The 12573-nt window shown below is 70.2% G+C and carries 13 protein-coding genes; 9 read left to right on the top strand and 4 right to left on the bottom strand.

Going from position 1 to position 12573, the window contains the following annotated elements; translation table 11 throughout:
- Positions 1-32 precede the first annotated feature (32 nt).
- The 3 genes from ACW5E8_RS07825 to ACW5E8_RS07815 all read left to right on the top strand — a co-directional run bounded on the left by ACW5E8_RS07825 (position 33) and on the right by ACW5E8_RS07815 (position 2520).
- Positions 33-995 (top strand): mitochondrial fission ELM1 family protein, encoded by a 963-nt coding sequence (locus ACW5E8_RS07825; protein WP_456964900.1) that lies wholly within the window; start codon positions 33-35, stop codon positions 993-995.
- Between the two features lie 69 nt (positions 996-1064).
- Positions 1065-1550, top strand: a complete 486-nt coding sequence (locus ACW5E8_RS07820; RefSeq protein ID WP_456964899.1) for an Mpo1 family 2-hydroxy fatty acid dioxygenase — start codon at positions 1065-1067, stop codon at positions 1548-1550.
- An 82-nt stretch (positions 1551-1632) separates the two neighbouring features.
- The gene (locus ACW5E8_RS07815; protein WP_456964898.1) at positions 1633-2520 is read left to right on the top strand and encodes a DMT family transporter; all 888 of its coding nucleotides are present in this window, start codon (positions 1633-1635) and stop codon (positions 2518-2520) included.
- Between the two features lie 16 nt (positions 2521-2536).
- Here the strand turns inward: ACW5E8_RS07815 and ACW5E8_RS07810 are convergent, their stop codons facing one another.
- The gene (locus ACW5E8_RS07810; RefSeq protein ID WP_456964897.1) at positions 2537-3409 is read right to left on the bottom strand and encodes an NAD-dependent epimerase/dehydratase family protein; all 873 of its coding nucleotides are present in this window, start codon (positions 3407-3409) and stop codon (positions 2537-2539) included.
- A gap of 157 nt (positions 3410-3566) precedes the next feature.
- Between ACW5E8_RS07810 and ACW5E8_RS07805 the strand changes: the two genes are divergently transcribed.
- From ACW5E8_RS07805 to ACW5E8_RS07780, 6 genes are read left to right on the top strand one after another with little or no spacing between them, the layout of a single operon-like run.
- A complete protein-coding gene (locus tag ACW5E8_RS07805) occupies positions 3567-6398 on the top strand; it encodes a monovalent cation/H+ antiporter subunit A (RefSeq protein WP_456964896.1) in 2832 nt (943 codons plus the stop codon).
- Positions 6398-6757, top strand: coding sequence for a Na+/H+ antiporter subunit C (locus tag ACW5E8_RS07800; RefSeq protein WP_456964895.1), 360 nt, complete (start codon positions 6398-6400; stop codon positions 6755-6757). The genes ACW5E8_RS07805 and ACW5E8_RS07800 overlap by 1 nt, the downstream gene beginning before the upstream one ends.
- Positions 6757-8307, top strand: coding sequence for a monovalent cation/H+ antiporter subunit D (locus tag ACW5E8_RS07795; RefSeq protein WP_456964894.1), 1551 nt, complete (start codon positions 6757-6759; stop codon positions 8305-8307). The genes ACW5E8_RS07800 and ACW5E8_RS07795 overlap by 1 nt, the downstream gene beginning before the upstream one ends.
- Positions 8304-8795 carry a Na+/H+ antiporter subunit E gene (locus tag ACW5E8_RS07790; protein ID WP_456964893.1) on the top strand — a complete coding sequence of 164 codons (492 nt, stop codon included), beginning with the start codon at positions 8304-8306 and terminating at the stop codon, positions 8793-8795. The genes ACW5E8_RS07795 and ACW5E8_RS07790 overlap by 4 nt, the downstream gene beginning before the upstream one ends.
- A gap of 26 nt (positions 8796-8821) precedes the next feature.
- A complete protein-coding gene (locus ACW5E8_RS07785) occupies positions 8822-9106 on the top strand; it encodes a K+/H+ antiporter subunit F (protein WP_456965268.1) in 285 nt (94 codons plus the stop codon).
- Entirely contained in the window at positions 9103-9480 is a 378-nt protein-coding gene (locus ACW5E8_RS07780; protein ID WP_456964892.1) for a Na+/H+ antiporter subunit G, read from the top strand. The genes ACW5E8_RS07785 and ACW5E8_RS07780 overlap by 4 nt, the downstream gene beginning before the upstream one ends.
- 9 nt (positions 9481-9489) lie before the next feature.
- Here the strand turns inward: ACW5E8_RS07780 and ACW5E8_RS07775 are convergent, their stop codons facing one another.
- The 3 genes from ACW5E8_RS07775 to hmgA all read right to left on the bottom strand — a co-directional run bounded on the left by ACW5E8_RS07775 (position 9490) and on the right by hmgA (position 12477).
- The gene (locus tag ACW5E8_RS07775; RefSeq protein ID WP_456964891.1) at positions 9490-10443 is read right to left on the bottom strand and encodes a sodium:calcium antiporter; all 954 of its coding nucleotides are present in this window, start codon (positions 10441-10443) and stop codon (positions 9490-9492) included.
- Positions 10444-10476: 33 nt separating this feature from the next.
- Positions 10477-11094: a lectin gene (locus ACW5E8_RS07770; protein WP_456964890.1), complete on the bottom strand. Its 618-nt coding sequence runs from the start codon at positions 11092-11094 to the stop codon at positions 10477-10479.
- Between the two features lie 99 nt (positions 11095-11193).
- Entirely contained in the window at positions 11194-12477 is a 1284-nt protein-coding gene (gene hmgA / locus ACW5E8_RS07765) for a homogentisate 1,2-dioxygenase (RefSeq protein ID WP_456965267.1), read from the bottom strand.
- Between the last annotated feature and the right edge of the window lie 96 nt (positions 12478-12573).

Here is a 12573-nt window from a genome sequence, read left to right as displayed (position 1 = left end):
CCTCCACCTTCCCACGGCCGCAACGCATGGTCTTGAACGCGCAGCGCGATGCGCCAGGCGTGCTGGCGCTGAGCGACGGCCGCGCCGGCAACGCGCGCCAGGCCAACGCATTGGCCGCGGCGCTGTCGCCGGCGCCCGGCGAACTGGTGCTGGCACCGAAGGCGCCCTGGCGTTGGCTGGCCCCGCGGCGGCTGCCGGGCGACCGCAACGCGTTCGGCTCCGGATTCGCGACGCTGCTGGCCGCGCCGCCGGCGCTGGCGGTGGGCTGCGGGCGCCAGGCGGCGCTGGCCACGCGCCTCCTGCGCGGGTGCGGCGCGCGCGTGGTGCAGGTGCTCGATCCGCGCCTGCCGACACGCCACTGGGACCTCGTGATCGCCCCTGCGCACGACGGCCTGCATGGCGACAACGTCATCACCCTCGCCGGCAGCCTGCATCCGGTCGACGACGCCTGGCTGGCGCGTGGACGCGAAGCCTTCCCGGACATCGCCGCACTGCCCACGCCGAGAATCGCAGTGCTCGTCGGCGGCCCGAGCGCGCACGCCGGCTTCGAGGTCGCCGATTTCGAAGCCTTGATGGCCAGCGCCGAAGGCATGGCCGCCAGCGCCGGCGGCAGCCTGCTGGTGACCGCGTCGCGGCGCACGCCCGACACGGTGCGCGCGGCATTGCGTGCGCGGCCCCGGGAGGTGCCGACCCTGGCGTGGGTCGACGACGCCGACGGCGCCAACCCCTACGCCGGCCTGCTGGCCTGGGCCGACCGCATCGCCTGCACGGCCGACTCGGTGAACATGCTGTCCGAAGCCTGCGCGACCGGAGCACCGGTCTTCGTGCAGCGCCCCGACGCCGTGCACGGACGGCCACGCCGCTTCATCGACGACCTGCTTGCGCGCGGCCGTATCCGCCCGCTCGACGACGCGGCCCTGTCCTTCAACGCGCAACCGCTGCGCGAGACCGCGCGCGTGGCCGCCGAGGTCCGCGCGCGGCTGGGGCTGGCCTGAGCGAACGCCAGGCGCGGCGGCGCCCGGTTTGTCCTATGCTCGCCCCAACACGCGTCGAGGGCTCCACACATGGCGACACCCGGCCACGCAGACCGTCCGATCGACCGCTGGTTCTCCAGCTATTCCGACGACCATCGCAACGACACCAACCAGGTCATCCACGTCTTCGCAGTGCCGGCGATCCTGTGGAGCGTGATCGCGCTGCTGTGGTGCATCCCGGCGCCCGGCACCCTGTTCAAGCCGGGCATCTGGGCGGCGCTGCCGATGTTCGCGGCCTGGCTGTTCTACCAGCGCGGCTCGCGCCTGCTGGGCACCGGCATGCTGTTGGTGTTCCTGGCGCTGTCGGCGCTGACCTGGTGGCTGCACGGCGAACTCGGCACCCGCGGGCTGCTCTGGCTCGCGGTGGCCGTGTTCGTGGTCGCCTGGATCGCGCAGTTCGTCGGACACAAACTCGAGGGGCGCAAGCCCAGCTTCCTCACTGACCTGGTCTACCTGCTGATCGGCCCGGCCTGGGTGCTGTCCAAGCTCTACCGCCGGCTCGGCTGGCGCTGGTAGCCGCGCCCCGGCGCAACGATCCGTGCCATGACGATGGCCGCCGGGCACGCGCGGCGCGCGGCGGCGCAGGCGACAATGGCCCATGTCCCCACGTGACCTTTTCCTGATCCTGGTCGTCTGCCTGGCCTGGGCCGGCAACTTCCTGTTCTCGGCCTACGCACTGCTCGAGATGCCGGCCTTCCTGTACACGGCGCTGCGGATGGCGATCGTGGCGCTGGTGCTGCTGCCGTTCCTGAAGCCCGTGCGGCGTGAACAGTGGCCACGCTTCCTCGCCGTGGCGCTGTGCATGAACGTGTTCCACTTCGGGCTCAGCTTCTGGGCGCTGCGCCTGGCCGGCGAGCTGTCGGCGGTTGCGATCGTGATGCAGAGCTACGTGCCGATGTCGGCGCTGCTGGCCTGGGTGGTGCTGGGCGAACGCTTCGCCTGGCGCACCGGCACCGCGATCGCGGCCAGCTTCATCGGCGTGCTGGTGATCGGATTCGATCCCTCGATCATCGAGAAGCCGGTGGCGATCCTGGCGATGCTGGTCTCTGCCGCGTTCCTGGCGCTGGGCACGGTGCTGATGCGCCGCCTGGGCGGCATCGGCATGGTCACCCAGCAGGGCTGGAGCGCGCTGATCGCGGTACTGCCGCTGCTTGCGCTCAGCCTGGTGTTCGAACCGGGCGGGATTGCGGCGCTGGCGACGGCGAGCCCCCGGGCCTGGATCGGCGTGTCCTACTCGGCGCTGGTGGCGTCGCTGCTGGGCCACGGCATCTACTTCCTGCTGCTGCAACGCCACCCGGTGGCACAGCTCACGCCGTGGCTGATGCTGACGCCGCTGCTGGCCGTGCTGCTGGGCATCTTCGTCTGGGGCGACAGCCCCGGGCCGCAGCTGTGGATCGGCGGCGCACTGGTGCTGGGAGGCGTGGTGGCGATCGCGCTGCGCGCGCTGGCGAAGGCGCGGCCGCTGCCGCCGGCGCGCGACATCTGATTTCTGCCGGATCGGATCAGTCGAGGCCGAACATCGTCGCATCGGGCCGGAACGGACGCGGCGCGTGGCCCAGCGCCGCGGCGGCCGGCGCGCTGTCGAACACCAGGTCCTGCCGCAGCCGCAGCTGCGCTTCGCGGCCGAACCCCTGCAGGCGGCCGGATGCGCGCAGCACGGCGGCCAGCGCCGCGAACACCGGCGCGGGCAGTTCCACCAGCCGCGCGGGCGGTTCCAGCACCGCGAGCACGCGCGCCACCATGTCGCGATAGGCCAGCGTTTCGCCTCCGGGCAGGTCGTAGCCGTGACCGCCGGCAGCCTCGGCGTCCAGCGCCGCGATCGCGGTCGCCGCAAGGTCATCGACGTGCACCGGCTGACGCAGGCCGGACGCACCGCGTGGCAGCACGAACAGCCCGCGTGCCCGCGCCATCGCCGCGATCCGGCTCAGCGTCCGGTCGCGGCCCGCGCCATAGACCAGGGTCGGACGCAGGACGATGGCGTCGGTACCGCGGGAACGCACCGTTTCGAAGAGCGCCCGCTCCGACGCCGCGAGACGCGCGGCGAGTCCACGCTCTCCGGCATCGGCCGACCCACGCTTCACCGCAAGGCTGGTCGAGCCGAACGCCACCACCCGCGGCGCGGACACGCAGGCCGCCGCCTGCCACTGCGCGAATCGGTCCAGCGGCCCACAGCTGAGGATGGCGTCGTAGTCCGGCGCCAGCGCCGGCATCGCATCGAATCCGCCGCGCAGCCAGCGCAGCCCCGGCTGCGGCGCGCGCGCCGAACGCGACGGCGCATCCACCTGCCAGCCCGCGAGCAACAGGCGCGCGAGCACAGCTTCGCCGACCTGTCCGCTGCCGCCGAACAGCAGCGCGCGGCCACGCGCGGCGGTCATGCCGGTCGCATCCGCAGGGGTGCGATCGAAGGGTCGGAAATGGAATACATCGGCTCAGGATATGCGACCACCGATACCGGAGGTCATTTCCACCGCTGCTAGAATCCCCTGGTGCCGTGCGGAGCGCGGCGTCCCCCTGCAAGACCCAAGGACACAGATGCTTGAACTGATGCTGGCCCTGCCCTTCGTGCTGGCGCTGGTGCTCGCGATCCTGCGCGACGCACCGGCCCGGGCGGTCGCTTGGCTCGCGGGCCTGGCGCCGCTGCTGGCGCTTGCGGTGCTGGTCTGGCTGACGCCGGCGGTGATGGGCGGCGACATCCCGCGCGCGATGCACGAATGGCTGCCACAGGCCGGGCTCGCCTTCAGCCTGCGCCTGGACGGCCTGGGCTGGATGTTCTCGCTGATGGTGCTGGGCATCGGCGCCCTGGTGGTGCTGTACGCCCACTATTACCTCGGGCCGCAGGAAAAGACCCGGCGCTTCTTCTGCTTCCTGCTGCTCTTCATGGGCTCCATGCTGGGCATGGTGCTGTCGGGCAACCTGCTGCTCACGGTGGTGTTCTGGGAGCTCACCTCGATCAGCTCCTTCCTGCTGATCGGTTTCTGGTTCCACCGCGACGACGCCCGCGAGGGCGCGCGCATGGCGCTCACCATCACCGCGGCCGGTGGCCTGGCGCTGCTCGGCGGCGTGGTGTTGATCGGCAGGGTCGTGGGCAGCTACGAGCTCGATGCCGTGCTGGCCGCGGGCGATGCCATCCGCGCCCATGAGTACTACCCGTGGATCCTCGGCCTGGTGCTGGCCGGCGCGTTCACCAAGAGCGCCCAGTTCCCCGTGCACTTCTGGCTGCCGCACGCGATGGCGGCGCCCACCCCGGTCTCGGCCTACCTGCACTCGGCGACGATGGTGAAGGCCGGCGTGTTCCTGCTCGCGCGGCTGCACCCGGCGCTGGCGGGCACCGACCTGTTCTTCTACGTGGTGACCACCGTGGGCGCGCTGACCCTGCTGGTGGGCGCCTGGAACGCGATCTTCCAGCACGACATCAAGGGCGTGCTGGCGTACTCGACGATTTCCCACCTCGGGCTGATCACCCTGCTGCTCGGCCTGTCGACGCCGATGGCGGTGGTGGCGGCGATGTTCCACATCCTCAACCACGCGACGTTCAAGGCCTCGCTGTTCATGGCCGCCGGCATCATCGACCACGAGACCGGCACCCGCGACATGCGCCGCCTGGGGGGGCTGCGCCGGCTGATGCCCTATACCAGCGCGCTGGCGATCATCGCCTCGCTGGCGATGGCCGGCATCCCGCTGCTCAACGGCTTCCTGTCCAAGGAAATGTTCTTCGCCCAGGCGCTGGAGATCGAGGGCCACGAAGCGATGCGCATCTTCGTGACGGTCGCCGCGTTCCTGTTCGCGACCTTCGGCGTCGCCTACAGCCTCCGCTTCGTCTACGACACCTTCCTCGGGCGCGGCCCGCGCGCGGTCCAGGACGACGTCCACGAGCCACCGCGCTTCATGCAGGTGCCGGTGGCGATCCTGGTGGTCACCTGCGTGGCCGTGGGCATCGCGCCACAGTGGACCATCGGCCCGGCGCTGCAGACCGCGGCGCGCGGCGTGCTTGGGGATGCACTGCCCGACTACAGCCTTGCCGTCTGGCACGGCATCAATACCCCGCTGCTGATGAGCCTTGGCGGAGTGGTCTGCGGCGTGCTGCTGTACCTGGGCCTGCGCCGGCTGCTGGACATGCACGCCATCGTGCGCCAGTCGCAGGGCCGCAAGCTGTTCCACCTCAACATCGAGGCGCTGTTCCGGCTCGGCCGCCGCTTCACCCACACCGTCGCCAACGGCAGCATGCAGCGCAGCATCCTGTGGCTGGTGCTGGTGGCGATCGCCGCCGGCGCTGCGCCGTTCATCGCCAACTGGGGCGAGCCCCGCCCCGAGACGATTTTCGTCGGCCAGCCGATGGTGCGCCTGGCCTGGGTGCTGTGGCTGATGCTGGTCGCCTGCGCGCTGGGCACCCTGGCGCTGTACCGGCACCGGCTGCTGGCGGTGCTGGTCATGGGCGGCTGCGGGCTGGCGGTGAGCATGACCTTCGTCGCGCTGTCGGCGCCGGACCTCGCACTCACGCAGCTGCTGGTGGAGCTGGTGACCGTCGCGCTGATGCTGCTGGGCCTGCACTACCTGCCCAAGGATTCGCCGCTGTCGCGCTCGCTGCCGCGCCGCCTGCGCGACGGCGCCGTAGCGCTGGTCGCGGGCGTGGGAACCGCGGGGCTCGCCTGGGCGATGATGACGCGCCCGGCCATGAACGGCACCGCCGCCGAGATCACTGCGCGCGCGCTGCCCGAGGCCTGGGGCACCAACATCGTCAACGTGATCCTGGTCGACTTCCGCGGCTTCGATACCCTGGGCGAGATCACCGTGTTCGGCATCGCCGGCCTCGCCGTCCACGCCATGCTGCGCCGCGCGCGCATGGCGCCCGAGAAGATCATGCCCGGGCCACCGGTGAAGCTGCCGGTGCCCGCCGACCTTGCGCAGATGATGTTCCCGCTGACGCTCGTGGTGTCGATCTTCCTGTTCCTGCGCGGCCACAACGCGCCCGGCGGAGGCTTCATCGCCGGCCTGACGCTGGCGGTGCCGCTGCTGATCCAGTACGTGATCCAGGGTGCCGAGTCGGTCGAGTCGCGCTTCGGCTTCGACTACATCCGCGCCATCGGCCTCGGCCTGCTCGTGGCGCTGTTCGGCGGCGCGGCGGCCATGGTGTTCGACCTGCCCTTCCTGTCCAGCGGCCACTACGACCTCGAGCTGCCGCTGCTGGGGACGATCCCGCTGGCCAGCGCCGCGGTCTTCGACCTGGGCGTCTACCTGGTCGTGTTCGGAAGCACCATGCTGATCCTGTCGATGATGGGCACCCTCAGGCCCTCCAAGAAGATGATCGCCCACCGCGGCACGATCGATCCCGCCACGCGCTCCGCGATCACCGGGGAGGCCGCTTGATGGAAATGGCGATCGCAAGCGGCATCGGCGTGCTGGTCTTCGCCGGCGTGTACCTGATCCTGCGCGCACGCAGCTTCGACGTGATCCTCGGGCTCACACTGCTGTCGTACGCGACCAACCTGCTGATCTTCTCCAGCGGCCGCCTGGTCGTGGGCAAGCCGCCCGTGCTGCAGCCTGGCATGGAGGCGACGCTCGCCAACCACACCGACCCCCTGCCGCAGGCGCTGGTGCTGACCGCGATCGTGATCTCGTTCGCGATGACCGCGGTGATGATCGTGCTGGCGATGCGCAGCCGTGCCGACAACGACAGCGACCATGTCGATGCCGGCGACGTGCGTGACGACCGGGGGGACCGCTGATGAGCCAGCTCCCCATCCTCCCGATCCTGCTGCCGCTGCTCGGTGGCGCGCTGTCGCTGTTCGTCGAGCACCGGCGCGTGGGCACCGTGGTGCAGCGCTCGGTGGCGTGGACGTTCATGCTCGCCACGCTGCTGGCCTCGATCCTTCTGGTGGCGCGCGCGAACGAAGGCTCCATCCTGGTCTACCTGGTGGGCGACTGGCCGGCGCGGATCGGCGTCGCGCTGATGGTCGACCGGCTCGCGGCGCTGATGGTGCTCACCACGTCGCTGCTGGGCGTCGCCTGCCTGCTGCACGCCTGCTCGGGCTGGGACCGGCGCGCGCCGCACTTCCATGCCCTGTTCCAGCTGCAGCTGATGGGTCTCAACGGCGCGTTCCTGACCGGCGACATCTTCAACCTGTTCGTGTTCTTCGAAGTGATGCTGATCGCCTCCTACGGCCTGCTGCTCTCCGGTGGCCGTGGCGTGCGCATGAGCGCGGGCCTGCACTACGTGGCCTTCAACATCGCCGCATCCACCCTGTTCCTGATCGCGCTTGGCCTGGTGTACGGCGTGTTCGGCACGCTCAACATGGCCGAGCTCGCGGTGCGCGTGGCCGAGGTGCCGCCGGGCTCGCTGCTGCTGGCCAAGGCCACCATCGGCCTGCTGCTGGTGGTGTTCTGCGCCAAGGCCGCGTTGCTGCCGCTGTACCTGTGGCTGCCCGAAGCCTACACCCGCGCCCCGGCGGCGGTGGCGGCACTGTTCGCGATCATGACCAAGGTCGGCATCTACGCGGTGCTGCGCGTCAGCTCGCTGATGCTCGGCGACGGCGCGGGCGCGATGGCCGGCTACGGCTGGGACTGGATGCTGCCGGCCGCGGTCGGCGGGCTGGCCCTGGCCACGCTGGGCGTGCTCGCGGCGTCGCGGCTGCGGGTGCTGGTGGCCTATGTGGTCCTGGTCTCGGCCACCACGCTGTTCGTCGCCTTCGGGCTGCGCTCGGCCGGCACCATCGGCGCAGGCCTGTACTACCTGATGCACAGCACCTTCGTCGCCGCGGCCCTGTTCCTGGTCGCCGACCTGGTGCGCCGCGGTCGCGGCGACGCCGGCGACGCGCTGCGGGCATTTGCCCCGGCGCCGGGCGTCCGGGTGATGGCCGGCGTGATGTTCCTGGTCGGCGCAGTCTCGGTGGCGGGACTGCCGCCGCTGTCGGGCTTCATCGGCAAGACCCTGCTGCTGCAGGCGATCCCCGAGGCCGACATCCAGTGGGCGTGGCCGGCGATCCTGGGCAGCAGCATGCTGGTGATCGTGGGACTGACCCGCGCCGGGACCCGCATTTTCTGGAAGCCCGCGCCCCTGCAGTCCTCGCCGCCCGGTGACGGCCCGCGCAACGCGCGCGGCCGCCTGCGCCTGCCGGAGACTATCGCCACCATGCTGCTGCTGTCCTACGGCGTGGCGATGGCGGTGGCACCGGGCCCGGTGACGGCCTACACCCGCGCCACCGCCGAACAGCTGCTCGCACCGGCGACCTACGTCGACCAGGTGCGCGCCGCGATGCCGCAGAGGAGGCTGCCATGAACTACCGCCGTCTCCTGCCATCCCTGCCGCTGACGCTGTCGATCACGGTCTTCTGGCTGCTGATGGTCTCCGAGGTGAACGCGGCGCAGGTGGCGCTGGCCCTCCTCCTGGGCCTGGTGATCCCGCTGTACGCGACCCGGATCGACCGCGAGTTCGCCCGCATCGGCAGCCTCCGCCCGCTGCCCAAGCTCATGGTCGTGCTGCTGTGGGACATCCTGCTGTCCAACGTGCGGGTGGCGAAGCAGGTCCTGAGCCGCGAGGCCCGCATCCATTCCGGCTTCATCTGGTATCCCCTGGAGATCGGCAACATCCACGGCATCACCGCTTTGGCCTGCTGCATCACCCTGACCCCCGGCACCGTGACCGCCGCGCTGTCCGATGACCGCCACTACCTGCTGGTGCACGTGCTCGACCTCGCCGACGAGGCGCAGCTGGTGGCCGACATCAAGCGCCGTTACGAGCGCCCGCTGATGGAGATCTTCCCGTGAACACTCCCGAACTCGTCGGCATCCAGCTGTTCGGCCACGGCCTCATCGAAACCACGATCGGGATATCGATGTACGTGGTCGGCACCGCGATGCTGCTGGCGATCTGGCGGCTGTTGCGCGGCCCGACCGTGCCCGACCGGATCCTGGCCCTGGACACGCTCAACGTCACCGCCATCGCCGAGCTGATGCTGCTGGGCATGCACCTGCGGACCGCCATCTATTTCGAGGCCGCCCTGATCATCGCCATGCTGGGCTTCGTCAGCACCGTGGTGCTGAGCAAGTACGTCATGCGGAGGGACATCGTCGAATGAACGTCTTCTGGGAACTGCTGCTGGTGGCACTGCTGCTCGTGGGCACCTTCTTCATCCTGATGGGTGGCATCGGCCTGGTGAAGCTGTCGGAGTTCTTCCGCCGCCTGCACGCGCCAACCAAGGCGAGCACGCTCGGCGTGGGCTGCGTGCTGACCGCGTCGGTCGGCTACCACCTGTTCGTGGGCAGCGACCCGCAACCGCGAGAGCTGTTGATCATCGCCTTCCTGCTGATCACCGCGCCGATCAGTGCGCACCTGATGTCGAAGGCGGCGCTGTCGCTGCGCATGGACGAATGGCCGCAGCTGCCGGGCAAGTCCGACGAGGACACGCACGTGCCACCGCGGCCGGACGGCAGCGACGACGAAGGGTACTGACGCCGCGGCTCAGGCCAGCAGCGCGAACTCCAGCACCAGCCAGGCGACCAGGGCGGCGAGCAACAACCCGCCTTCGCCACGGCTGATGGTGGTGTTGCCGCGCAGCAGCGGTACCAGCAGCAACGCGAACAGGAACGCCACCGGCAGTTCCAGGCGCACGAACGAGGCCGGCACCGGCACCATGCCGCCGATCGCCGCCATGCCGCCCAGCACCACCAGCAGGTTGAACAGGCTGGAGCCGATCACGTGTCCGGCGACGATGTCACCCTGACCTCGCCGCGCGCCGGCCACGGCGGCGGCGGCTTCCGGCAGCGCCGTTCCGATCGCCACCAGCACCAGGCCCGCGACCAGCGAGTCCATGCCCAGGGCATGGCCGATCACCGGCACCTGGGCCACGATCCAGCCGGCACCGAACCACAGCAGCACCGTGGCCAGCGCCACGCGCACCAGGTTCAGGCCGAGGCCGCCGCGGGTCGCGGCGAAGGCGTCGATTTCCGCGCGCACCTCTGGCGACTCGTCGTCGGCGCGCGTGGCGGCGTAAGCGACCACCGCCACGAACACGAGCAGCAGGCCCACGCCTTCGATGCGCGACAGGCCGCCATCGAGACTGAGCCCCCCCACCGCGACCGTCGCCAGCAGCAGCACGAGCAACAGCGGGGACAGGGCGCGCCAGCGCAGCACCAGCGGTGCCGCCAGCGCGGCGGCGCCGAGTGTCAGGCCGATGTTGGCGATGTTGCTGCCGACCGCGTTGCCCAAGGCCAGCGCGCTGTCGCCGGACGCGACTGCGCGCGCATTGACCGCGAGTTCCGGGAGCGACGTCGCCACCGCCACCAGGCCCAGGCCGGCGGCGAAGCGCGGGATGCGAAGGCGCTCGGCAAGTCCCGCGGCGCCCTTCACCAGCGAGTCGCCACCCAGGGCAAGGAACAGGAGTCCCAACAGTGTGAATCCGATCGCCTCACCCATCGCTCGCCTCCATTGAATCCAATGATCCCGGGCTCAGCTACAGCCTTCGACGTAGCCGATCTGGGGGGCAAGACCGACCCGCCAACTTGTCACGCGACCGTCGGCGCCGAGCTCGAAGAACAGCCGCGACGGCACGCTGCCGGCGTCCTGGGCGCTCATCAGCACCTTGCCGCCCTCGACGTACTTGTGGCCCGTCGACTCCAGCCGCTTGCCGTACAGGCCCTGGAGCGTCGCCTCGTCCATGCCGACGCGGCCGCCGCCGGGCGCAGTGAGCTCGCCGGATTCGACGCTGTAGCGCACGAAGAGGTCGTTTTCGAACATGAAGGCCAGTTCGGCCGGCGTCGCCTGTCCCGCGGGACTCAGGTGATGGCAGGCGTTGACGTCCTCGGGGCCGCCGTCGGGGCCCAGCGCATTGCCGGTCCAGTCCGTCCGCGCCTCTTCGGCGGTCATGCCGAATTCGATGCTTCCGTAGCCATCCATGCGTGCATCGCCCGAAGCAGGAATCGCGGCCGCGGCGCCGGCAGGCTCGGTCACGGGTTCGATCGCCTCGATCGCGCTCGACGCCGCTTCGGCGCCGGCGTCCGCCGTGCGCTCGGCGCTGCAGGCGGCCAGGGCGAGGGTGAGCAGGGCAACGACGTGGACAGGACGCATGCGATGTCTCCGTGTGGGGAGACGCAAGGCTACACAAAAACCGCGTGGGCGCACGTGGAGGCGCCGGCGGACACGCGGGGCACGGGCCGCGCCGGCGAATCAGCCGTCCGGGTTGAAATGCCTGCGCAATCCGGCCCAGCAGGCCTGGTAGCCACGCTGGCGGTGTGCGGCATCGATCGCCTGCGTCGTTGGCCGGATCACCGCCCGGGTCTCGAACATGAAGGCCATGGTGTCGGCGATCACGTCGGGTTTCGACAGGTCGGCGGCCGATGCCTTCTCGAAGGTCGCGGCGTCCGGACCGTGGCCGGTCATGCAGTTGTGCAGGCTGCAGCCACCCGGTGCGAAGCCCTCGGCCTTGGCGTCGTACGCGCCGTGTATCAGGCCCATGAACTCGCTTGCCACGTTGCGGTGGAACCACGGCGGCCGGAACGTGTCCTGCGCCACCAGCCAGCGCGGCGGGAAGATCGCGAAATCCATGTTGCTCACGCCCTCGGTGTCGCTGGGCGAATGCAGCACCAGGAAGATCGACGGATCGGGATGGTCGAAGCTGATCGAGCCGATCGCGTTGAAGCGGCGCAGGTCGTACTTGTAGGGCGCGCAGTTGCCATGCCAGGCGACCACGTCCAGCGGAGAGTGGCCGATGTCGGCGCGCCACAGGTGGCCCTGGAACTTCGCGACGAGCTCGAACTCGCCTTCCTCGTCCTCGTACGCGGCTACCGGCGTCAGGAAGTCGCGCGGATTGGCCAGGCCGTTGGAGCCGATCGGTCCCAGGTCAGGCAGCTTCAGCATGGCGCCGTAGTTCTCGCACACATAGCCCCGTGCCGTGCCATCGATGAGCTCGACGCGGAAGCGCACCCCGCGCGGGACCACCGCGATCTCCTGCGGCTCGACCTCGAGCACGCCGAGTTCGGTGGCGATGCGCAGCCGGCCCTGCTGCGGGACGATCAGCAGCTCGCCGTCGGCGCTGTAGAAGAAACGGCCCTGCATCGAGACGTTTGCCGCGTACATGTGGATGCCGACGCCGGTGCCGACGGTGGATCCACCGTTGCCGGCCATGGTGGACAGGCCATCGACGAAGTCGACCGTCTCGCCCTCGCCGGGCATCGGCAGCGGATCCCAGCGCAGCTGGTCCGGCGTCACCGGCCCTTGGCCGAAATCCTCATGGAAACGGGGCTGCGCCCAGGGCTTGAACTCGCCATGCATCGCCGCCGGCCGGATCCGGTACAGCCAGCTGCGCCGGTTCGCGTGCCGCGGCGCGGTGAACGCGGTGCCGCTCAGCTGTTCGGCATACAGCCCATACGCCACGCGCTGGGGCGAATTGCGCCCCACCGGCAGCGCCCCGGCCACCGCCTCGGTGGCGAACTCGTTGCCAAACCCCGACATGTATCCGACCACGGTTGTCTCCCGGAAAAGCGAACAGCGTTTGGCCACGGATTACGCGGATAAGCGCGGATAGAGCAAAAGCTTTTGATAATGCAT

Source organism: Luteimonas sp. A649, from assembly GCF_054072735.1.
Note: the sequence above shows the minus strand (reverse complement) of the source record. Positions and strands in the feature narration are given on the sequence as shown.